The organism is Streptomyces sp. NPDC031274, from assembly GCF_055570235.1.
This window is the reverse complement of record NZ_JBVIHP010000026.1, coordinates 14636-36618: the sequence shown is the minus strand read 5'-3', so window position 1 is coordinate 36618 and position 21983 is coordinate 14636. Positions and strand designations below refer to the sequence as shown.

Sequence of the window (21983 nt, the reverse complement as noted above, 5' to 3'; positions counted from 1 at the left end):
AGGGTGGAGCGGTTGATCCACCCCCTTGAGCGCCGGAGGAACGCAGATGGCCTTGGCCCGCGACGACAACAACAAGGCCGAGGCCCGGAAGAGGGGCGCGTCCGAGCGAGCGCGACCGTCAACTACGCGCGCCGACGCGGCTGTTCAGCGGATGCTCGACCTGCAGGGATCCATCGGGAACGGTGGCGTCGTCCAGATGCTGCGTCAGACCGGGCACGAGTGGGCGCAGCACCAGCACGGCGCCGGATGCGGACACGAGACGCGGACGGCGCAGGGATCGCAGGAGGCGCAGGTCCAGCGGTCCCTCGGCGGTACGGTCGCGCGCGAGGCGCTGGAGGACGAGCACGCCCACATGGTGGTGCCGGACACCAGCCCCGAGGGACAGGCGGCCCTGGTGGCCGAGGCCAGGAACTCCCCCAGCGAGTCCTTGCCCTCCGCGGTCGTGGACAAGGCCGTGCCGTTCTACCAGAACCAGAAGATCGCCTCCACCCGCGTCCACCGCGACGAGATCGCCCAGCGAGCCACCGCCGCCATGGGTGCCGAGGCCATGACCATCGACAACCACATCTTCCTGTCCGCCAAGGCCGTCGGCGACGAAGAGACCATCGGCCACGAACTGAGCCACGTCGACAAGAACACCCGCGGCGTCGTCGAGACCGGCCACAGCAACGGCGCGGGCGTCACCACCACCGACCCCCGCCAAGGCTCCGAACACGCCGCCGGAGTCGACGGCCACGCCTACGCCGCGGGCGAAGCCACCGCCCCTTCCGTCACCGCCCAGCGCAAGACCACCGACCACGGTGAGGAGCTCACGAAGTCCGGAACCGTGCAGCGGGCGCCCGCCGCCTACTACCTTCCGGAGGAGGAGATGACGGAAAATCCGGGCTTCTCCACCATTCTGACGGCGACACTGAACGGGCACGCCATCGGGACATGGACCAGCAAGACCACCGCCCAGTCGGAGGGCGACCACGCGGAAGACCAATTGCTCGACTACCTGGACTCGGAAATCGCTCACTACGAGGCCACCAGCAACCCGGACTCCGTCATGTCCACCGGTGTACCCAGGAGCCGCGGCGGCATGAGGCACCAGCTGGCGATCTCGATCACGGCGAGCCCGTGCTCCAGCAAGCACGGAACCTCAAGGAAGACGTACGGCGAGGGCTGCGCCGAGAGGCTCATCGACTACGCGGAGAACGGCTACATGGGGCACAAGTTCACCATCTCCATGACCGCCGCGCACTACTACCAGCCGCAGAACATGCGCGGCGGCAAGGGCAAGTCCAAGGACGCCGTGAAGGACATGCGCAGCGCCGGGATCCATGTGAGCGTCAGCTGAGGAAGCCCCCGCCCGCTTTCGCGGCCACTCAGTCGAGACCGAACTCGTTCAGTCGAGGCAGAACTCGTTGCCCTCGACGTCCTGCATGTTGAGGCACGACTCGTTTTCGTCATCGGCGAGCAGGAGTCGCCCGCGTACCGCGCCGAGCGGGATCAGCCGTGCGCACTCGGCCTCAAGTGCGGCGAGGCGCTCCTCACCCACGAGCCCGGTGCCGGCCCGCACGTCGAGGTGCACCCGGTTCTTGACGACCTTGCCTTCGGGGACGCGCTGGAAGAACAGTCGCGGGCCGACACCCGTGGGGTCCATGCAGGCCGCTGAGCCCTGCTGCTCGGGCGACAGCGTGCGATCGTAATCGTCCCAAGTGGCGAACCCCTCCGGTGGCGGCGGCATGACGTACCCCAACACTGCGCACCAGAATTCAGCGACTCGCCGAGGTTCCGCGCAGTCGAACGTGACCTGGAACTGCTTGATCGTTGCCATCGGCACATCGTAGAGGCGGCGTCTTTCGTTGTCTCCGCGGTTTCCCCGGAGGCGGGGCCGAGGGCGGAGAACGCGAGCGGGGGCGGGAGTGAACCCTCCACTCCCGCCCCCGCGTTGAAGCGCTGCGCGGTACCGCCTCCCGAGAAGGGTCAGCTCAGGAGCTCGACCTCCGCGAGCGTCGCGGACCCGTCCGGCACGAGCCGGTAGTGCCCGTACGTCCCCGGACGGTCGACCGTGAACACCCGGGTCTGTTTCTCCCAGGCGAAGGACTGGCCGGACCGCTTGTCGAGGTCCTTCCACTTCTCGCCGTCGGTGGAGCCCTGGAGGACCCAGCCGCGCGGCGCCTTCGCCTTGTCGGCGGACGACGTCAGCGTGTACTGCACCGCCTTGGTCTCCTTGCCGACCGGAAGGTCCACGGCGGAGTCCGAAGTGGCCTCCGTCTTCGACGTGTTGTCGAAGAGCGCGCCCTCACCCTTGATGGCGTCACCGCGCGGCGCGGGCACCTTGTCGTCCTGCGTGACGGACGACGGCTGGGCGTTCTTGCCCGTGCCCCACGAGGACGGCTTCGGGCCCATGTCGAACTCCAGGACGCCGCCGCGCGCGATCTCCTTGTGGGGGAGTGCCGTGGAGGTCCACTTCTTGCCGTTGACCTTCAGGCCCTGGACGTAGATGTTCTTCGCGCTGTTCTTGGGCGCCTTGACGACCAGGTCGCGACCGCCGTCCATGTGCACCGTCATCTTGGTGAACTGCGGCGAACCGATCGCGTACTCGCCGCTGCCCATGACCAGCGGATAGAAGCCGAGCGAGGAGAAGAGGTACCAGGCCGACTGCTCGCCGTTGTCCTCGTCGCCGTGGTAGCCCTGCCCGATCTCGCTGCCCGTGTAGAGGCGGGAGAGGACCTCGCGGACCTTCTCCTGCGTCTTGGACGGCTGACCCGCCGCGTCGTACATGTAGGCGACGTGGTGGGCGACCTGGTTGGAGTGCCCGTACATGCCCATGCGTACGTCGCGTGCCTCGGTCATCTCGTGGATGACACCTCCGTAGGAGCCCGCGAACTCGGCGGACCCGGTCTCCGGAGTGGCGAAGTACGTGTCGAGCTTGTCGCCGAGACCCTTGCGGCCGCCGTAGAGGTTGGCCAGGCCGCGTGAGTCCTGCGGGGCGGTGAAGGCGTAGCCCCAGGCGTTCGTCTCGGTGTAGTCGTAGCCCCACACGCGCGGGTCGAACTTCTCCGACGGGACGCGCCAGTCGCCCTTCGTGTTCTTGCCCTGGAAGAACCCGGCCTTGTCGTCGAAGAGCTTGACGTAGTCACGGGCGCGGTTGAGGAAGTACTCCGACTCCTCCTTGTAGCGCTTCTCGCCCGTCTTCTTGTAGAGGGCCTGGCCCATGCGCGAGATGCCGTAGTCGTTGAGGTAGCCCTCGAGCGCCCAGGAAAGGCCCTCGTGGGTCTCGCTGGGGGTGTAGCCGAGGAAGGGTGAGGTCTCCATGCCCTTGCGGCCGACGCCCGAACTCGGCGGTACCACCGTCGCGTTCTTCAGCGCCGCGTCGTACGCGTCCTTGGCGTCGAAGTCCACGCCCTTGACGTACGCGTCGGCGAACGCCACGTCCGACGAGGTGCCCGTCATCAGGTCGGCGTAGCCCGGCGAGGACCAGCGTGACGTCCAGCCGCCGTCCTTGTACTGCTGCACGAAGCCGTCGACCAGCTCACCCGCCTTCTTCGGCGTGAGGAGCGAGTAGGCGGGCCAGGTCGTGCGATAGGTGTCCCAGAAGCCGTTGTTCACGTACGGCTTGCCGTCGACGATCTTCGCGCCGGTGTGGGTCGGGGTGTCGGGCCCTGTCTGCGGCGAGAAGGGAGAGGCGTACTGGTACTTCTTGCCGACCTTCTCGAAACCCGAGTTGGGGTAGAGGTAGAGGCGGTAGAGGGAGGAGTAGAGCGAGGTCCGCTGGCCCTCGCTCGCGCCCTGCACCTCGACCTTGCCGAGGATGTCGTCCCAGCTCTTCTGCGCGCGGTTCTTCACGCGGTCGAAGGAGGTGCCGGACGGGATCTCGCTGTTGAGGTTGGCCTTGGCCTGGTCGAGGCTGATGAGCGAGGTCGCCAGGCGCAGGTTGACCGTGCGGTCCTTGCCCGCCTTGAAGCGCAGATAGCCGGTGACGTCACCGCCGCCCCCGCCCTCCAGCTTGCCGCCCGCGGTGACGGGCGTGTCGAACGTCCCGTACACGAAGAGGCGCGTGGCACCGGTGGAGAGGCCGGACTTGACGTCCGAGAAGCCGCTGACGACACCGCTCTCCTTGTCGAGGGTGAGGCCGCCCTTCTCCGAGACGTTGTCGAATATGACGCTCGCGTCGTCACCGGGATAGGTGAACTTCATCATCGCGGCGTGGTCGGTCGGGGCCATCTCGGCCTTCAGACCGTTCTCGAAGGTCACGCCGTAGTAGTGCGGGCGTGCCGTCTCCTTCTCGTGCTTGAAGGGCAGCGCGCGCTTGGTGCGGTCCGCGGACGGGGTGTCCTTGTCGACCGACGGCATCATCTGGAAGGTCTGCCGGTCGCCCATCCAGGGGCTCGGCTCGTGGCTCGCGCTGAACGCCTGGATCGTCGGCAGGTTGTCCGCGTTGTTGCCGCGCGCGTAGTCGTAGAGCCAACTGAGCGAACCCGCGTTGGTGACCGGCGTCCAGAAGTTGAAGCCGTGCGGGACGGCCGTCGCCGGGAAGGTGTTGCCGCGCGAGAAGCCGCCGCTGGAGTTCGTGCCGCGGGTGGTGTCCGCGTAGTCCGAAGGGTGGGCCTTCGGCTTCGCCGGGGCCTTCTCCTTCAGGGACACGTCGTCCACCCAGCCGCGGAACTTCGCCGGGCCCTTGGGGGAGTCGTACGCGACGAGCACCCGGTCCACGGTCTTGCCGCCCGCGACCTGCCCGATCCGCGAGGCCACGTTGTTCCACTGGTTGACGTAGAGGCCCTTCGCGTCGCCCTGTCCCCGCGGGTCCATCGGGAAGCCGTGCTGGTCGGTGGCCTTGAGGTCACTCAGATAGGTGCCGTCGGTGAAGGCGAGGTCCACGGACACGTTCGTGGCGTCGTAGTCGAGATCGCCCTCGGCCATGGACGGGAAGACCCGGTACGACAGCTCGGTGTCACGCCGCACCGAGACGTTCACGTCGAAGACCTTGTTGTACGAGTAGCCGCGGGCGTCCGCCTTGTGGGTGCCCGCGTAGCGAAGGGCGTGCTTGCCGGTGAACCCGGCGCCCGACTTCGCGGTCGGGGAGCCGCTGGGGCCGCGGTCCACGAGGGAGAGCATGTCCTCGGGGGCGGGCGTCTCACTACCGCCGACGGAGAGCTGGACGTCGGAGAGCTGGAGGGCGTCGGACGCGCCGTTGTTGGCGGTGACGTCCAGGCGGAAGTGGGCGTACTCGGTGCTGTTGTCGAAGTCGTACTTCTTGGTCTGGTGGCGCTTGTCGAACGACTCCCCCTTGCGGGTGTCGAGGACCTTCCAGTCCTTGCCGTCCGTGGAGCCCTGCAGGGTCCAGTCCTTGGGGTCGCGCTCGTCGTGGTCGTTCGCCGACGTCAGCGCGTACGTCACGGCCTTGGCGGGCTCGTCGAGGTCGAACTCGACCCACCCGGTGGGCTTGAAGGTCAGCCACTTGCTGGTGGGCTCACCGTCGATCAAGTTCTCCTTGACCTCACCGCCCGAGGAGTTCTCGCCGCTCGCGCGGACCTCGGTGACGTGGTCGTTCACACTGCCGGGGATCCCGGCGCTGAACGCGCCGTTGACTCCGGCGGTCCGCTTCTTGCCGTCGGGGCCGGTTTCGACGGTGTTCAGCCAGTCGGGCTGCACATCGCCTTCTTCGAACGAAGAAACGAACTCCCGCGCTGCTTTGGGTGGTTTCTCCGGTTTGGCGACGGCGGCACCCTGTGCCGTCGCGACGAGCGTGAACGCGGCCGCTCCGAGGACCGCGGCCGAACGATGGTGTCTGAAGCGAGGTCTGCGTGATCTGTGCGGCATCCCCGAGCCCCTCCCTGCGAGTTGGACAACGTTGTCACATCGCTGCGCAAGGTCCAGTAGGGCGTCAAGTGGTGGGTGGTGTCAAGGCTGTTGAAAGGGCCAGGTGGAGTCGGTGGTGGCCCGGAGAAAGTCCAAGGGGGTCGAGGAGAAAGTCCAATGGGGAGCAAGGAGGGGCGAGAGAGGATCAGGAGGGGGGAGCGGCGGGGGCCCGACGCCACCGAATTCCCCGGCTGAATTTGCTCACGCCGTGAACGAACCAGTCCGTATCTCCGCGAGGTCTCAACTCGGGAAAGACTGCTGGCCCAAGCTGCATTCGATCTTGCTCTGCTGCCGAGAAGTGGACTATACCTATCGGCACCCTGAGTGGCGGGTGCGAGCCCTTGCCATGTAGTTGTCGCACGTTCGGTACCACCAAGCTTCAACTGACCCGCGGTGTCGGGCCCTTCGCCACTGGCGAGTTGTCGGGAGCCCCGTGCGCCGCCTGAGTCCTGGAAGGCGAGGACTTGAGCATGGGATCCACCAGCATCAACCGTCGTGACGTGATGAAGAGGACGGTGGCCGCCAGCCTTCTCGCAGTGCCGGCCGTGGGCGCCCTGAGCTCCTGCGCGAGCGGCGGCGGTGAAGAGAACAAGGCGGAAAAGGGCACGAAGTCGAAGAAGAACCCGCTAGGCGTCAAGGCCGACGCCGGTCTCGCCGTCTACATCTTCAACGGCGGCTACGGCGACAAGTACGCCCAGTTCGTCACGGACATGTACGCCAAGAAGTACCCGGAGTCCCACCCGGACCAGAAGCCCACCGAGAAGATCGCCACCCAGGTCCAGCCGAAGATCGTCCGGGGCAAGCCGACGTCGGACGTGGTCAACAACTCCGGCGCCGACCAGATGAACATCGGCAAGCTGGTGCACAACAAGCAGGTCGCCGACCTCCGGGAACTGCTCGGCGCCCCCTCCTGGGACGACCCGAGCGTCACGGTGCGCGAGACCCTCGTACCGGTGGTCGAGCAGATGGGCACCTTCGGCGGCAAGGAGTGTTACCAGCTCAACATCGCCTCGACGGTCTACGGCAACTGGTACTCCAAGAAGCTCCTCGAGCAGGGTCTTGACAGCGAGTACCCGAAGACCTGGGACGAGATGCTCGCCCTCTGCAAGAAGGCCAAGGCCAAGGGCATCCACGGCTGGAGCTACCCCGGCGGCCACCCGCGCTACGTGTTCTTCAGCATGTACGCGATGTTCGCCCAGCGCGGCGGGCGCGACGTCACCGACGCCATGGACTACCTGGAGCCGGACGCCTGGAAGAGCGACGCGGTCAAGGACGTCTTCGAGGCCTGGGAAGAGCTCGTCGCCAAGAAGTACGTCCTTACCGGCTTCGACGGCACCGAGGCGCACACGGAGATGCAGACCGCCTGGACCAAGGGCGGCAAGTGCGTCTTCGTGCCCGACGGCTCCTGGGTGGAGAACGAGGCCAAGGACACCACGCCCAAGGACTTCGACATGGCGGTCGGCGCGACCCCGTCCCTGGACTCCGGCGACAAGATGCCCTTCGGCACGCTCTACGCCCCCGCGGGTGAGCCCTTCATCGTCCCCTCCAAGGCCAAGAACGTGCAGGGCGGCATGGAGTGGCTGCGGATGATGTACAGCAAGGAGGCCGCCCTGAACCTGTTCAAGGAGGTCGGCTCGATCCCCGTGGTCAAGGGCGCCATCGACGGCCAGAAGCTGCCGCCCGGCACGGCGAGCGCGAAGGCGGCCATCGAGGCGGCCGGCGACAACATCGTCATCCCCAAGTTCTTCGACTGGTACAACGAGCTGTTCCGCGAGGACTACAACAACATGATCGCCAAGTTCATGCTGGGCCAGATCGGCACCAAGCAGGCGATGGAGACGATGCAGAAGGCGTCGGACCGGATCAAGAACGACCCCGACATCAGCAAGATCAAGAAGTCCTGACCATCACTGGAACCACCGCCGGAACCGGCATCGGAACCGGGATCAGAACCGGGAACAGAACCGGTATCGGAACCGGCATCGGAACCGAGACTTCAGGTATGTGAGCGAGGCGGGGCGGAGCAGCATGACGACCGACACCCGGGTGGACGATTCCCCACCCCCGAAGAAGACGACGGAACGGACGCCCGCACCCAAGGCGCCGAACCGGCTGTTGTTCCTCCTGGCGGTGCTCCTTCCGCCCCGTTTCACCCCCGAGAGCGTGCGCTACGACCGGCGCTACCGCACGCTCGACAAGTACCGCTTCATCATGGGTTTCCTGAGCGTGCCGCTCGCGTTCTACGCCCTCTTCGTCATCTCGCCCTTCGTGCAGGCGATCTACTACTCGTTCACCGACTGGTCCGGCGGGCCGGTGGCGAACTTCATCGGCTTCGACAACTTCACGAAGATGTGGAACGACGAACGCTTCTGGGACTCGCTCCAAGTGAGCGTCGTCCTCGCGATCGTCGCCCCGGTGATCACGCTCATGCTCGGCATGTTCTTCGCCTACATGATCACGTCGGGCGGCAGGCACCGCAGGGGCCAGGCCATCGCCGGTGTCGCGGGCTCCTCGTTCTACAAGGTCGTCTACTTCTTCCCGCAGGTCCTGTCCGTCGCCATCATCGCCGTCGTCTGGGGCCGCGTCCTCAACACCAACAGTGGCCTGATCAACGGCGGTCTCGACAAGGTGGGCATCGACGGGCCCGCCTGGCTCGGCGGCGACCGCGGCCTCGCCGTCATCGCCGTACTCGTCGTGATCTGCTGGAGCTTCGTCGGCTTCTACGTGGTCCTCTTCTCCGCCGCGATGGGCGCGATCCCCAGGGACATCTACGAGGCCGCGCTGCTCGACGGCGCGGGCCGGGGGCGGACCTTCTTCAGCGTGACGCTTCCGCTGATCTGGGACACCGTACGGACGGGCTGGATCTACATGGGCATCCAGGCGCTCGACTCGTTCGCGATCGTCCTGGTCATGGTGCCCGAGCACGTCCTGAAGGTGACCCCGGTCTTCCTCTACGAACGATTCCGTGACGGCCAGTACGGCTATGCCACCTCCATCGGCGTCGTCCTCCTCGTCCTCAGCATGGCGTTCTCGCTGATCGTCATGAGGATCGGGAATCGCGACCGGATCGAATACTGAGACCGCGGGAGCACTGCATCATGACCACCTCCACCACCGCGCCCCGCACCGAGCCCGCCGACGAGCCCCGCCGTGAGACGGGCTCCAGGAGCGGGGCCACGCTGAACGTCTTCTCGCACGCGTTCCTCGCCCTGTGGGTGATCCTCGCGGCCGGGCCCCTCATCTGGGTCGCCCTCACCGCGTTCCGCCCCTCGGTGGACATCCTCAGCGATCCGATGGGCTGGCCGTCCTCCTTCCACTGGGAGAACTTCACGAACGCGTGGACCGAGGCCAACATCGGTCAGTACACGCTCAACTCGCTGATCATCCTGGCGGGGTCGCTGACCGGCACCATGCTCCTCGGCTCGATGGCCGCGTACGTGATCGCCCGCTTCACCTTCCCGGGCAACCGCATCGTCTTCATGCTCTTCGCGGGCGGCATGATGTTCCCGGTCATCCTCGCGCTCGTGCCGCTCTTCGCGGTCATGGAGAACTTCGGCCTCCTGGACACCCGTCCCGGCCTGATGATCGCGTACATCGCGTACTCGCTGCCCTTCACCGTCTTCTTCCTGACGTCCTTCTTCCGGACCCTGCCGACCGGCGTGCAGGAGGCGGCGATGGTCGACGGGGCCTCGCACACGCGCACGTTCTTCCAGATCATGCTGCCGATGGCCAAGCCGGGTCTGGTCAGCATCGGCATCTTCAACTTCCTCGGCCAGTGGAACCAGTACCTGCTTCCGCTGCTGCTCAACAACGAGGACGAGAAGAGCTACGTGCTGCCGCAGGGGCTCGCCACGCTCGCGGTCTCGCAGGGCTACCGGGGTGACTGGGGCGCGCTCTTCGCGGGCCTGACGATCGCGATGGTTCCGGTGCTCGTCGTGTACGCGGTGTTCCAGCGGCAGGTGCAGGCGGGCCTCACCGCGGGGGCCATCAAGTGACCCCGCGCGCAGGTGATTTCAGCTTGGCCACGAAAGTGGTCTAGGCCTGTTGCGCCAATTCCGGCCGTGAGTAATGTCGGCCCCACGGCGCCGCGGGGGGAACCTTTTGCCCGCGTTCAAGTCGACACCGATGTCGAAGGGTTGAACAGCATGAGGAATCGATTGATCGCCACCGGTGCGGCGACGCTCGCGATGGCACTGGGACTCAGTGCCTGTGGCGGTGACAGCGACAGCGGCGACAGCAAGACCATCAAGCTCGTCGCCGCCGACTACGGCGACAAGGCCTCCAACGCCTCCAAGAAGTACTGGGACGGCGTCAAGAAGGAGTTCGAGAAGGAGAACAAGGGCTACAAGGTCGACGTCCAGGTCATCAACTGGAACGAGATCGACAAGTCCGTCAAGAACATGATCCAGGCGGGCAACCAGCCCGACCTCCTGCAGACCGGCGGCTACGCCGACAAGGTCGCGGACGATCTGCTCTACAAGGCGGACGAGGTCCTCTCGCCCAAGACGCAGCAGAACCTCATCCCCACCTTCGCCAAGGCCGGCGAGGTCAAGGGCACGCAGTACGGCATCCCGTGGGTCTCGTCGAGCCGCGTGATGTTCTACAACAAGGCCGTCCTGAAGAAGGCGGGCGTGAAGACGCCGCCCAAGACGTGGGACGAGGTCGCCGCCGCGGCGAAGAAGATCAAGTCGTCCAAGGCCGCCGAGACGCCGTACGCCCTCCCGCTCGGCCCCGAGGAGACCCAGGGCGAGACGATGATGTGGGAGCTGGGCAACGGCGGTGGCTACACCGACGCGAGCGGCAAGTACACGCTCGACAGCGCCAAGAACGTAGAGACCTTCGACTGGCTGCAGAAGAACCTGGTCAAGCCCGGTCTCACGTACTCCAACCCGGCCTCCACGGACCGCAAGACGGCCTTCGCCGACTTCGCGGCGGGCAAGGTCGGCATGCTCAACGGCCACCCGAGCCTGATCCAGATGGCCAAGGACGGCAAGGTCGACTACGACGTCGCGCCGATCCCCGGCAAGACGGGCCCGCTCGACTCCACCCTCGGTGTCGCCGACTGGATGATGGCGTTCAAGGACGGCGGCGCGGAGAAGGAAGGCGTGAAGAAGTTCCTGGACTTCACGTACTCCAAGAAGATGCTGCAGTTCGACGAGATGTACAACCTGATGCCCGTCACCCAGGACACCCTCAAGACGATGCAGACCAGCGGCAAGCACAAGGACCTGGAGCCCTTCTTCGAGGTCCTGCCGAACGCCAAGTTCTACCCGCTCGGCGACACCTCCTGGGACGTCATCTCCGCCGAGATGAAGAAGACCGGTGGCAAGGCCGTGAGTGACGACCCCAAGACGGTCCTCGGCGACCTCCAGAAGAAGGCCGAAGCGGCGGCTGCCGAGAACAAGTAGCAGGCAGTCATCCGCACTTGGCAGGCACGCAGCCCGTACGCGGCAGGCATGCAGCCGTACTTCGTCCCGTAGTCCCGTTCGCTAGGAGACCTTGTGTCACTCAAGGCCCCTCCGCCCCCGGCCGACACCGGCCGGGGACGGAGCGGGCGCGCGCCCAGGCCGGTGAGCCGTCGCAGCGGTATCGCGCGACTCGGCCCGCTGCCCTGGATAGCGCCCGTCATCCTGCTGATCCTCGCCGTGGTCATCTGGCCGGTCGTCGAGCTGATCCGCACCTCGTTCCTCAACATCTCCATCGCCGGGATCGTGCGCGGCAGCGCGGGGACCGACAAGTACAAGAAGCTCTTCGAGGAGACCGACTTCGGGGCGGTCCTGCTCTGGACGGTCGTGTGGACCGTCGTCGTCGTGAGCGTGACGATGCTGCTCTCGCTCGCCCTCGCCCAGCTCTTCAACCAGAAGTTCCCCGGCCGCACCGTCACCCGCTGGGCGCTCATCGCGCCCTGGGCGGCATCCGTCCTGATGACCGCCATCGGCTTCAAGTGGATGCTCAACCAGACCGCGGGCGTGCTCAACACGCTGATGCTGGACCTCGGCCTCATCGACAAGTCCAAGGACTGGCTCGGCGAACCGGGGACGGCCTGGCCGTGGATGATGGCCGTCGCGATCTTCGTGTCGCTGCCCTTCACCACGTACACACTGCTCGCCGGTCTGCAGACCATCCCGGGCGAGGTCTACGAGGCGTCGCGGATCGACGGGGCGAGTCCCTGGCAGACGTACCGTCACATCACGGTGCCGATGCTGCGGCCCGCGTTCCTCGTCGGTGTGGTCATCAACCTCATCAACGTCTTCAACTCCTTCCCGATCATCTGGGCCATGACGCAGGGCGGTCCCGGCTATGACACCTCCACGACCATGGTGTTCATGTACAAGCTGAAGGAGACCGACATCGGCGAATCCGCCGCCATGTCCGTGGTCAACTTCGCGATGGTCGTCGTGCTCGTGCTGATCTTCCTGAAGGTCAGCCGGTGGAACGAGGAGGACTGATGGCCACCGCGACGGCGCCCCGCGAGGGGTCCCGCAAGGGCCCCCCGCAGCAGCTCAAGCCCAAGCGCACGTTCCGACCGCGCACACTGGTCATCACGGTGGCCGCCTGGGCGCTCGCGGCGATCTTCCTGGCTCCGTACCTGGAGATGGTGATCACCGCGCTGCGCCCCAAGAGCGAGCTGCGGGACCGGACCTATCTGCCGACCGACCTTGAGTGGTCGAACTTCATCGAGGTCTGGAAGGAGTCGGAGCTCGGCCAGAACCTCCAGGTGACCCTGTTGGTCGCGGGCGGCGCGACACTTCTGGTGCTCCTGGTCTCGCTGCCCGCCGCGTACTACACGGCCCGCATGCGGTACCGCGGACGCAAGGCCTTCCTGCTCCTCGTCCTCATCACGCAGATGTTCCAGCCCACCGCCCTCCTCGTCGGTCTCTACCGCGAGTTCCACCAGCTGGACATGCTCAACTCGGTCTGGACGCTGATCATCACCAACGCGGCGTTCAACCTCGCGTTCGCGGTGTGGATCCTGACGGCCTACATCAGCTCGATCCCGCCCGAGCTGGAGGAGGCGGCGATGGTGGACGGCACGAGCCGGTTCGGCGCCATGATCAAGGTGACGATGCCGCTCGCGCTGCCGGGCGTCGTCACCGCGGTGATCTTCACTTTCATCACCTCGTGGAACGAGTTCGTGATGGGCCTCACGCTCACCACCGAGCCAGACAAACAGCCGCTGACCGTCGGCATCAACAACTTCATCGGCGCCTACACCGTGGAGTGGAACTACCTCTTCGCGGCCTCCGTGGTGGCGATCGTGCCGGTCATCGTGCTGTTCGCCTTCATCGAGCGGCACGTCGTCTCGGGTCTCACCGCGGGTTCGGTCAAGTAACGGATCGGCCCTCGCAGGCCGGGTCTGGGTGGTTTGGGGTACATCCTCGCCACTTGGACCCGGCCTGTCCCGCTGTTCAAGAGTGCTGATTTGGGTCAAGGACTTGACTGCGCTAACCCGTTCAGCAGAGCTTGGAGTTCACAACTTGTACGGGCGGCGAAGTAGCCGTTACGTCATACCGAAAAGGGTGGCTGAGTCAATGGAGACTCCGGGGTCGCAGTCGTCGCTGCACCGGGCCAATCTCGAACGGGTCGTACGTGCCGTACGGCTCGCCGGGTCGCTCACTCAGGCGGAGATCGCCAGGACGACAGGTCTGTCCGCGGCCACGGTCTCCAACATCGTCCGCGAGCTCAAGGACGGCGGAACGGTCGAGGTCACGCCCACCTCGGCAGGGGGCCGCAGGGCCCGCAGCGTCTCGCTCAGCGGCGACGCGGGCATCGTCATCGGCGTCGACTTCGGCCATACGCACCTGCGCGTGGCGGTCGGCAACCTCGCCCACCAGGTGCTCGCCGAGGAGTCCGAGCCGCTGGACGTGGACGCGTCCGCCGCGCAGGGCTTCGACCGCGCCGAGCAGCTGGTCAGCAGGCTGATCTCGGTGACCGGCGTGGACCGCGAGAAGATCGCGGGCATCGGTCTCGGCGTGCCGGGACCCATCGACGTGGAGTCGGGGACGCTCGGCTCGACCTCGATCCTGCCGGGCTGGACAGGAACCAAGCCCGCGGAAGAGCTCAAGGACCGCATCGGCGTCCCCGTGCACGTCGACAACGACGCCAACCTCGGCGCGCTCGGCGAGCTGGTCTGGGGGAGCGGCCGGGGGGTCAAGGATCTCGCGTACATCAAGGTCGCGAGCGGTGTCGGCGCCGGACTGGTGATCAGCGGACGGATCTACCGCGGCCCCGGCGGCACCGCGGGCGAGATCGGGCACATCACCCTGGACGAGTCGGGCCCGGTCTGCCGCTGCGGCAACCGAGGCTGCCTGGAGACCTTCACGGCGGCCCGCTATGTGCTGCCCCTGCTCCAGTCGAGCCACGGCACCGAGCTGACCATGGAGCGCGTGGTCTCCCTGGCGCGTGAGGGCGACCCGGGCTGCCGGCGCGTGATCGCGGACGTCGGGCGGCACATCGGCAGCGGTGTGGCGAACCTCTGCAACCTCCTGAACCCCAGCAGGGTCGTACTCGGCGGTGATCTCGCGGAGGCCGGTGAGCTGGTCCTGGGGCCCATCAGGGAGTCCGTGGGGCGCTATGCGATCCCCAGTGCCGCGCGCCAGCTCTCCGTGCTTCCCGGGGCCCTCGGGGGCCGTGCCGAAGTCCTGGGCGCGCTGGCTCTCGCGCTCAGCGAGATGGGCGATTCGACGCTTTTGGACGGTTCCCTGTCCGCGTCGGCACCTGCCTTCACTTAGATAACGCATGGCACCGTTGTCATCTCGTTAAGGATTTACTCCTTGACGCCGGTGTGGCGGCCGAGTTGACTTCGAGCCACCTCGGCCGCAACGACGCGGCCACGTCAGGGAGGCTCCCGAATGAACACGCGTATGCGTCGTGCCGCCGTTGCCGTTGCCGCCACCACGATGGCCGTCACCCTTGCTGCCTGTGGCAGCGCCAAGGAATCCGACGGTGACAAGGGTGATGAGGGCGGGTCCAAGAAGGGCGACGCGCTGAATATAGGTCTGCTCCTGCCGGAGAACGAGACCGCGCGTTACGAGAAGTTCGACAAGCCGCTGATCGAGAAGACCGTCAAGGATCTGACCGACGGCAAGGGCAAGGTCACCTACGCGAACGCCAAGCAGGACGCGTCCACGCAGAACCAGCAGGCCGACACGATGATCACCAACAAGGTGGACGTGTTGATCGTGGACGCGGTGGACTCCAAGGCGATCGCCGGGTCGGTCAAGAAGGCCAAGGAAGCAGGCATCCCGGTCGTGGCGTACGACCGCCTCGCCGAGGGCCCCATCGACGCGTACACCTCGTTCGACAACGAAGAGGTCGGCCGCGTCCAGGGCAAGGCCCTGGTCGAGGAGCTCGGCGACAAGGCGAAGGACGGTGAGATCGTGATGATGAACGGCGCGATCACCGACCCGAACGCCAAGCTCTTCAAGAAGGGCGCCGAGTCCGAGCTCAAGGGCAAGGTCAAGATCGGCAAGTCGTACGACACCAAGGAGTGGAAGGCGGTCAACGCCAACGCCAACATGGAGGGCGCGATCTCGGCGATCGGCAAGGACAAGATCGTCGGCGTCTACTCCGCGAACGACGGCATGGCGGGCGGCATCATCACCGCGCTCAAGGCCGCGGGCATCTCCAAGCTTCCGCCGGTCACCGGACAGGACGCCGAACTCGCCGGTGTGCAGCGCATCGTCGCGGGCGAGCAGTTCATGAGCGTCTACAAGTCCTACCCGCAGGAGGCCAAGGTCGCCGCGGAGATGGCCGTCGCGCTCGGCAAGGGCGAGAAGCTCGACTCCATCGCCAAGACGAAGGTCGACAGCCCCACCACGAAGGGCGTTCCCACGGTGCTCGTGCCGGTCGTCTCGCTGACCGACAAGAACATCAAGGAGACCGTCATCAAGGAAGGCATCTACTCGGTCGACGAGATCTGCACGGCCAAGTACAAGGCCGACTGCGCCAAGGTCGGCCTGAAGTAAGTCCCCCCGTTCCGCCGGGACTTCACCACCATTGAGCTCTGTCCGGCGCTCCGCTCCAACAGCCCCGCAGCTATGGCGGGGCGCCGGACAGAAACGCGCTCTGGTCGCTCTTCGGCTCTCGCTGAGCTGAGCCGAGCTGAGCCGAGCCGAGTTCTGGCTCTGCTGGCTCTTCTCGTACTTCTGGTTCTTCTCGTTCTCTTCTGTTCAACCTCCCGCCGGTCAGGCGGCGAAGGAGATGGTTCACGTGTCCGCTACGCCCGTGTTGGCGTTGCGCGGGGTCTCCAAGCGATTCGGTGCCGTCCAGGCGCTCACCGATGTAGAGCTTGAGGTCCACGCCGGTGAAGTGGTCGCCCTGGTGGGCGACAACGGCGCAGGAAAGTCCACGCTGGTCAAGACGATCGCCGGCGTGCATCCCATCGATGACGGCGTCATCGAGTGGGAGAGCAAGGCCGTCCAGATCAACAAGCCGCACGACGCCCAGAACCTGGGCATCGCGACGGTCTACCAGGACCTCTCGCTGTGCGACAACCTCGACGTCGTCGGCAACCTCTACCTCGGTCGTGAGCTGCGCAGGCGCGGCGTGCTCAACGAGGTCGAGATGGAGCGCCGCGCCCGCGAGCTCCTCACCACGCTGTCGATCCGCATACCCAGCGTCCGCATCCCGATCGCCTCGCTCTCCGGCGGTCAGCGCCAGACGGTGGCGATCGCCCGCTCGATGCTCGGCGAGCCCAAGCTCGTCATCCTCGACGAGCCCACCGCCGCCCTGGGCGTCGAGCAGACCGCCCAGGTCCTGGACCTGGTGGAACGGCTGCGCGAGCGTGGCCACGCGGTCATTCTCATCAGCCACAACATGGCGGACGTCAAGGCCGTCGCGGACAAGGTGGCAGTGCTCCGGCTCGGCCGGAACAACGGGGTCTTCGACGTGAAGACCACCTCGCAGGAAGAGATCATCTCCGCGATCACCGGCGCCACGGAAAATGCCGTGACCCGTCGCGCGGCGCGCAACGTGGAGGTCCAGAAGTGAGCATCGAGAAGACCTCCACGCCGGAAGACGCCCCCGTCGACGCCCCCGCGGCCGCCGCCGACGCCGTCACCGCGGTCGACCCGCGCCTGCTCGTGCGCGAGCAGGGCTTCGCCGGATACATCACCGAGTTCAAGCGGAAGATGCGCGCCGGTGACCTGGGCTCCATACCGGTCGTCGCGGGCCTCATCATCATCTGGGCGATCTTCGCCTCGATGAACTCGCGCTTCATGACCGCGGAGAACATCAGCAACATCTCCGTCGCCATGGTCGGCACCGGCATGATCGCGGTCGGCATCGTCTTCGTGCTGCTGCTCGGCGAGATCGACCTGTCGGTCGGCTCGGTCAGCGGTGTCGCGGGCGCGGTCGCCGCCGTGCTCGCCGTCACGCACGGCGCGCCCGAGTGGGTCGCGCTGATCGTCGCCATCCTCACCGGCACCGTGATCGGCACCGTCCACGGCTTCTTCTTCGCGCGCATCGGCGCCCCGGCGTTCGCCGTCACCCTGGCGGGCCTGCTGTTCTGGCAGGGCTTCATGCTCCAGATCCTGGGCGACAACGGCACGATCAACCTGGACTCCGAAGGCCTGATCGCCAAGCTGACCTCGTACTACTTCACGGACGTCGCCGCGGCCTACGGCCTCGCGATCGTGGCGATCGTGGTGTTCTTCCTCTCCTCCTTCCTGGACAGCCGCCGCCGCGAGGCGGCCGGCGTCCCTTCCAGGCCGCTGAGCGAGATCATCGTGCGCACGGCGGTCCTGGCCGTGGTCGCATTCGCCGCCGCGATCATGTTCAACCAGTACAAGGGCCTGCCCCTTGCCCTGGTGATCTTCCTGGTGGTCCTTGTCGGCACCGACTTCGTGCTGCGCCGCACGACCTACGGCCGCAAGGTCTTCGCCCTCGGCGGCAGCGTCGAGGCGTCCCGCCGGGCCGGCATCAACGTCACCCTGGTCCGTACGTCGGTCTTCGCGATCGCCGGTACGTTCGCGGCGGTGGGCGGCCTCTTCATGGCCTCCAAGATCGCCGCGGCCAACCAGGGCGCCGGTACCGGTGACCTCCTGATGAACGCCATCGCGGCGGCCGTCATCGGCGGCACCAGCCTCTTCGGTGGCCGGGGCCGCACCTGGAACGCCCTCCTGGGTGTCATGGTCATCACTTCGATCCAGTACGGCCTGGCGCTCGAAGGCATCGCGACGCCGGTCCAGTACATGATCACCGGTGGCGTACTGCTCGCCACGGTCGTGATCGACTCCATCACCCGTAAGACCCAGAAGACGGCAGGACGCGCCTGACCTGCCAGAACCCAGAGCAGAGCTGCCCGGTACCGCAATGGCGCGGTGCCGGGCAGCTCTCTGTGTGCCTCCGGGGCGGCGCCGGCGTACCGCCGATCGCGTGACGCGGAACTCACGGCCCAGGCGCCGTCGTCAACGACGGAACATTAGACTCAACAGGCCCGGCAACATCCGGTCAACGCTCGAACAGCTCTACTGCAAGGAGGCACGGGTGCCGCTGCTGACCCGCATCAGGGGACCGCGCGATCTGGACCGGCTCAGCCCGGAGGAGCTGAACCAGCTGGCCGGCGAGATCCGCGCCTTCCTCGTCGACGCAGTCTCCAAGACAGGCGGCCACCTCGGCCCCAACCTGGGCGTGGTCGAGCTCACGATCGCCATGCACCGCGTCTTCGAGTCGCCCCAGGACAAGGTGCTCTTCGACACCGGCCACCAGAGCTACGTGCACAAGCTGCTCACCGGCCGCCAGGACTTCGCCAAGCTGCGCACCAAGGGCGGCATGTCCGGCTACCCCTCGCGCGCCGAGTCCGACCACGACGTGATCGAGAACTCGCACGCCTCGACGGTCCTCGGCTGGGCCGACGGCCTCGCCAAGGCCAACGAGGTGCGGGGCAAGGACGACCATGTGGTCGCCGTCATCGGTGACGGCGCGCTCACCGGCGGCATGGCCTGGGAGGCGCTGAACAACATCGCCGCCGCCAAGGACCGCCCCCTGGTGATCGTCGTCAACGACAACGAGCGTTCGTACGCCCCGACCATCGGCGGCCTCGCGAACCACCTGGCGACCCTGCGCACCACGGACGGCTACGAGCGCTTCCTGGCCCGCGGCAAGGACTTCCTGGAGCGCACCCCGGTCGTCGGCAGGCCCCTCTACGAGACGCTGCACGGCGCGAAGAAGGGCCTCAAGGACTTCATCGCCCCGCAGGGCATGTTCGAGGACCTCGGCCTGAAGTACGTCGGCCCGATCGACGGCCACGACATCGAGGCCCTGGAGTCCGCCCTGACGCGCGCCAAGCGCTTCGGCGGCCCGGTCATCGTGCACTGCATCACCGAGAAGGGCCGCGGCTACAAGCCCGCCCTGGAGGACGAGGCCGACCACTTCCACGCCGTCGGCGTCATCCATCCCGACACGGGCCTGCCCATCGCCGCGTCCGGCATGGACTGGACGTCCGTCTTCGGCGAGGAGATGGTCAAGCTCGGCCGGGAGCGCGAGGACGTCGTCGCGATCACCGCCGCCATGCTGCAGCCGGTCGGTCTGAAGAAGTTCGCCGAGGAGTTCCCCGACCGGGTCTACGACGTCGGCATCGCCGAGCAGCACGCGGCCACATCGGCGGCGGGCCTCGCCACCGGCGGACTGCACCCCGTCTTCGCCGTGTACGCGACCTTCCTCAACCGTGCCTTCGACCAGCTCCTGATGGACGTGGCCCTGCACAAGTGCGGCGTCACCTTCGTCCTGGACCGGGCGGGCGTCACCGGCACGGACGGCGCGTCGCACAACGGCATGTGGGACATGTCGATCCTGCAGTGCGTGCCCACCCTGCGGATCGCCGCCCCGCGCGACGCCGACCAGGTCCGCCTCCAGCTGCGCGAGGCCGTCGAGGTCGACGACGCCCCCACCGTCGTCCGCTACTCCAAGGGCGCGGTCGGCCCGGCGGTCAAGGCCGTCGGCAAGGTCGGCGGCATGGACGTCCTGCGCAAGGCGGGCACCGACCGCCCCGACGTCCTCCTGGTCTCCGTGGGCGCCCTCGCGCCGATGTGCCTGGAGATCGCGGGCCTCCTGGACAAGCAGGGGATCACGACGACCGTCGTCGACCCCCGCTGGGTCAAGCCCGTCGACGAGGCGCTCGCCCCGCTCGCCGAGCAGCACCGCGTGGTCGTCACCGTCGAGGACAACTCCCGCGCGGGTGGTGTCGGTTCGGCCATTTCCCAGGCCCTGCGCGACGCGGGCGTCGACGTGCCGCTGCGTGACTTCGGCATCCCGCCGCGCTTCCTGGACCACGCGTCGCGCAAGGAGGTCATGGCGGAGATCGGTCTGACGGCCCCGGACATCTCCCGCCAGGTCACCGGCCTGGTCGCCAAGCTGGACGGCAGGTTCGAGCGGTCGGCCGCCGCCGTGGACTCCGTGGAGCCCGCGCGCGACTGAGTCAAGGCGCACCGCCGATGGGCCGGTTTCAGCACCCTGTACGGGTGGTGGGACCGGCCCATTCGCGTGAATAGGCTCGCGCCGGTGCACACGGGGTACTCGGCCTCTCGATCATGTCGGGGACGACAAGCGTGGAGGTACGCCCGTGAGCAGCAGTCTCTTCAGGACGAAGAGCGTCGAGCAGTCCATCAAGGACACCGAGGAGCCGGAGCACGCGCTCAGGAAGTCGCTGTCCGCCCTCGATCTCACGGTCTTCGGCGTCGGCGTCATCATCGGCACCGGCATCTTCGTACTGACCGGAAAGATCGCCAAGGAGACGGCAGGGCCCTCGGTCGCCCTCGCCTTCGTCGTCGCCGGACTCGTCTGCGGGCTCGCGGCGCTCTGTTACGCCGAGTTCGCGTCGACGGTGCCGGTCGCGGGATCCGCCTACACCTTCTCGTACGCCTCCCTCGGGGAGTTCCCGGCCTGGATCATCGGCTGGGACCTCATCCTGGAACTGGCGCTCGGCTGCGCGGTGGTCGCCGTCGGCTGGTCGGGCTACATCCGCTCGCTCCTCGACTCGGCGGGCTGGCATCTGCCGCAGGCGCTGAGCGGCACCCATGAGGGCACCTTCGGCTTCGACCTGCTCGCCTGCATCCTCGTGATCGTCCTGACCGGCATCCTGGTCGCCGGGATGAAGCTGTCCTCGCGGGTCACGAACGTCATCGTCGCCGTCAAGGTGACCGTGGTGCTCCTGGTCATCATCGTCGGCGCCCTCTACATCACCGGCGCCAACTACGACCCGTTCATCCCGCCGTCCGAGCCCGCCGACGGCGGCGGCGGCATCACCGCGCCGCTGGTCCAGCTGATGTTCGGCTTCACGCCTTCGCACTTCGGTGTGATGGGCATCTTCACCGCCGCGGCCGTGGTCTTCTTCGCGTTCATCGGCTTCGACATCGTCGCCACCGCCGCGGAGGAGACACGCAATCCGCAGCGCGACGTGCCGCGCGGCATCCTCGGCTCGCTCTTCATCTGCACGGTCCTGTACGTCGCCGTCTCCGTCGTCGTCACGGGGATGCAGAAGTACTCCGAGCTCTCCACGGACGCCCCGCTCGCCGACGCCTTCAAGGCCGTCGGGCACCCCTTCTGGGCGGGCGTGATCAGCTTCGGCGCCGCGGTCGGCCTGACCTCGGTCTGCATGATCCTGCTGCTCGGCCAGACCCGGGTGTTCTTCGCGATGAGCCGTGACGGACTGCTGCCCCTGACCTTCTCCAAGGTCCACCCGAAGTTCCAGACCCCGTACCGCTCGACGCTCCTGCTCGGCGGGATCGTCGCGATCGTCGCGGGTTTCACCTCCATCGACGAACTCGCCGAACTGGTCAACATCGGGACGCTGTTCGCCTTCGTGGTGGTCGCGCTCGGCGTCGTCCTGCTCCGCAAGCAGCGCCCCGACCTGCCGCGGTCCTTCCGCACCCCGCTGGTGCCGTTCGTCCCGATCCTCTCGGTGCTCGCGTCGCTGTGGCTGATGCTGAACCTGCCCGCCGAGACCTGGCTGCGGTTCGCCGTCTGGATGGTCATCGGCGTGGTGATCTACTTCGTGTACGGCCGCTCGCACAGCCGTCTGCACCAGCGTGACCCGCACGCCGACGACGCACAGTAGTCGCCGCTCTTCGGCATCACTTCACTCCCGGCCCCGTATGTCCCGTTCAGATGGGAAGTGCGGGGCCGGATAGCGTGCA

The 21983-nt window shown here is 66.9% G+C and carries 15 protein-coding genes; 13 read left to right on the top strand and 2 right to left on the bottom strand.

The window, feature by feature from the left end; genetic code table 11:
- Positions 1-46: 46 nt before the first annotated feature.
- A complete protein-coding gene (locus ACZ5CR_RS33530) occupies positions 47-1339 on the top strand; it encodes an eCIS core domain-containing protein (protein ID WP_468864495.1) in 1293 nt (430 codons plus the stop codon).
- 48 nt (positions 1340-1387) lie between these two features.
- Here ACZ5CR_RS33530 and ACZ5CR_RS33525 read toward each other — a convergent pair whose 3' ends face one another.
- A complete protein-coding gene (locus tag ACZ5CR_RS33525) occupies positions 1388-1819 on the bottom strand; it encodes a VOC family protein (protein WP_468864493.1) in 432 nt (143 codons plus the stop codon).
- A gap of 149 nt (positions 1820-1968) precedes the next feature.
- On the bottom strand, positions 1969-5808 hold the full coding sequence (locus ACZ5CR_RS33520; RefSeq protein WP_468864491.1) for a GH92 family glycosyl hydrolase: 3840 nt from the start codon (positions 5806-5808) through the stop codon (positions 1969-1971).
- A gap of 509 nt (positions 5809-6317) precedes the next feature.
- On the opposite strand from ACZ5CR_RS33520, the gene ngcE reads away from it, so the two are divergent.
- The 12 genes from ngcE to ACZ5CR_RS33460 all read left to right on the top strand — a co-directional run bounded on the left by ngcE (position 6318) and on the right by ACZ5CR_RS33460 (position 21904).
- Positions 6318-7751, top strand: coding sequence for an N-acetylglucosamine/diacetylchitobiose ABC transporter substrate-binding protein (gene ngcE / locus ACZ5CR_RS33515; RefSeq protein WP_468864489.1), 1434 nt, complete (start codon positions 6318-6320; stop codon positions 7749-7751).
- Between the two features lie 307 nt (positions 7752-8058).
- Positions 8059-8925: a carbohydrate ABC transporter permease gene (locus ACZ5CR_RS33510; protein ID WP_468864666.1), complete on the top strand. Its 867-nt coding sequence runs from the start codon at positions 8059-8061 to the stop codon at positions 8923-8925.
- A gap of 20 nt (positions 8926-8945) precedes the next feature.
- Positions 8946-9842, top strand: a complete 897-nt coding sequence (locus ACZ5CR_RS33505; protein WP_468864487.1) for a carbohydrate ABC transporter permease — start codon at positions 8946-8948, stop codon at positions 9840-9842.
- A gap of 150 nt (positions 9843-9992) precedes the next feature.
- Positions 9993-11255 carry an extracellular solute-binding protein gene (locus ACZ5CR_RS33500; protein WP_468864484.1) on the top strand — a complete coding sequence of 421 codons (1263 nt, stop codon included), beginning with the start codon at positions 9993-9995 and terminating at the stop codon, positions 11253-11255.
- Positions 11256-11348: 93 nt separating this feature from the next.
- Complete coding sequence (locus ACZ5CR_RS33495) at positions 11349-12296, top strand: carbohydrate ABC transporter permease (protein WP_468864482.1); 948 nt, start codon at positions 11349-11351, stop codon at positions 12294-12296.
- A complete protein-coding gene (locus tag ACZ5CR_RS33490) occupies positions 12296-13180 on the top strand; it encodes a carbohydrate ABC transporter permease (RefSeq protein WP_468864479.1) in 885 nt (294 codons plus the stop codon). Before ACZ5CR_RS33495 ends, ACZ5CR_RS33490 begins: the two co-directional genes overlap by 1 nt.
- Before the next feature lie 199 nt (positions 13181-13379).
- Entirely contained in the window at positions 13380-14579 is a 1200-nt protein-coding gene (locus tag ACZ5CR_RS33485; RefSeq protein ID WP_468864477.1) for an ROK family transcriptional regulator, read from the top strand.
- A gap of 120 nt (positions 14580-14699) precedes the next feature.
- Entirely contained in the window at positions 14700-15815 is a 1116-nt protein-coding gene (locus tag ACZ5CR_RS33480) for an ABC transporter substrate-binding protein (protein WP_468864474.1), read from the top strand.
- Between the two features lie 235 nt (positions 15816-16050).
- Positions 16051-16839 carry an ATP-binding cassette domain-containing protein gene (locus ACZ5CR_RS33475; protein ID WP_468864472.1) on the top strand — a complete coding sequence of 263 codons (789 nt, stop codon included), beginning with the start codon at positions 16051-16053 and terminating at the stop codon, positions 16837-16839.
- Complete coding sequence (locus tag ACZ5CR_RS33470; RefSeq protein ID WP_468864470.1) at positions 16836-18125, top strand: sugar ABC transporter permease; 1290 nt, start codon at positions 16836-16838, stop codon at positions 18123-18125. Before ACZ5CR_RS33475 ends, ACZ5CR_RS33470 begins: the two co-directional genes overlap by 4 nt.
- Positions 18126-18336: 211 nt before the next feature.
- Entirely contained in the window at positions 18337-20265 is a 1929-nt protein-coding gene (dxs, locus tag ACZ5CR_RS33465) for a 1-deoxy-D-xylulose-5-phosphate synthase (protein ID WP_468864468.1), read from the top strand.
- A 145-nt stretch (positions 20266-20410) separates the two neighbouring features.
- On the top strand, positions 20411-21904 hold the full coding sequence (locus tag ACZ5CR_RS33460; RefSeq protein WP_468864466.1) for an amino acid permease: 1494 nt from the start codon (positions 20411-20413) through the stop codon (positions 21902-21904).
- Positions 21905-21983 lie beyond the last annotated feature (79 nt).

Excerpts from the sequence above, each read along its gene's own strand:
- ACZ5CR_RS33530 (WP_468864495.1), top strand. The coding sequence starts at position 47 with ATGGCCTTGGCCCGCGACGACAACAACAAGGCCGAGGCCCGGAAGAGG.
- ACZ5CR_RS33525 (WP_468864493.1), bottom strand. The coding sequence starts at position 1,819 with ATGGCAACGATCAAGCAGTTCCAGGTCACGTTCGACTGCGCGGAACCT.
- ACZ5CR_RS33520 (WP_468864491.1), bottom strand. The coding sequence starts at position 5,808 with ATGCCGCACAGATCACGCAGACCTCGCTTCAGACACCATCGTTCGGCC.
- ngcE (WP_468864489.1), top strand. The coding sequence starts at position 6,318 with ATGGGATCCACCAGCATCAACCGTCGTGACGTGATGAAGAGGACGGTG.
- ACZ5CR_RS33510 (WP_468864666.1), top strand. The coding sequence starts at position 8,059 with ATGGGTTTCCTGAGCGTGCCGCTCGCGTTCTACGCCCTCTTCGTCATC.
- ACZ5CR_RS33505 (WP_468864487.1), top strand. The coding sequence starts at position 8,946 with ATGACCACCTCCACCACCGCGCCCCGCACCGAGCCCGCCGACGAGCCC.
- ACZ5CR_RS33500 (WP_468864484.1), top strand. The coding sequence starts at position 9,993 with ATGAGGAATCGATTGATCGCCACCGGTGCGGCGACGCTCGCGATGGCA.
- ACZ5CR_RS33490 (WP_468864479.1), top strand. The coding sequence starts at position 12,296 with ATGGCCACCGCGACGGCGCCCCGCGAGGGGTCCCGCAAGGGCCCCCCG.
- ACZ5CR_RS33485 (WP_468864477.1), top strand. The coding sequence starts at position 13,380 with ATGGAGACTCCGGGGTCGCAGTCGTCGCTGCACCGGGCCAATCTCGAA.
- ACZ5CR_RS33480 (WP_468864474.1), top strand. The coding sequence starts at position 14,700 with ATGAACACGCGTATGCGTCGTGCCGCCGTTGCCGTTGCCGCCACCACG.
- ACZ5CR_RS33475 (WP_468864472.1), top strand. The coding sequence starts at position 16,051 with ATGGTTCACGTGTCCGCTACGCCCGTGTTGGCGTTGCGCGGGGTCTCC.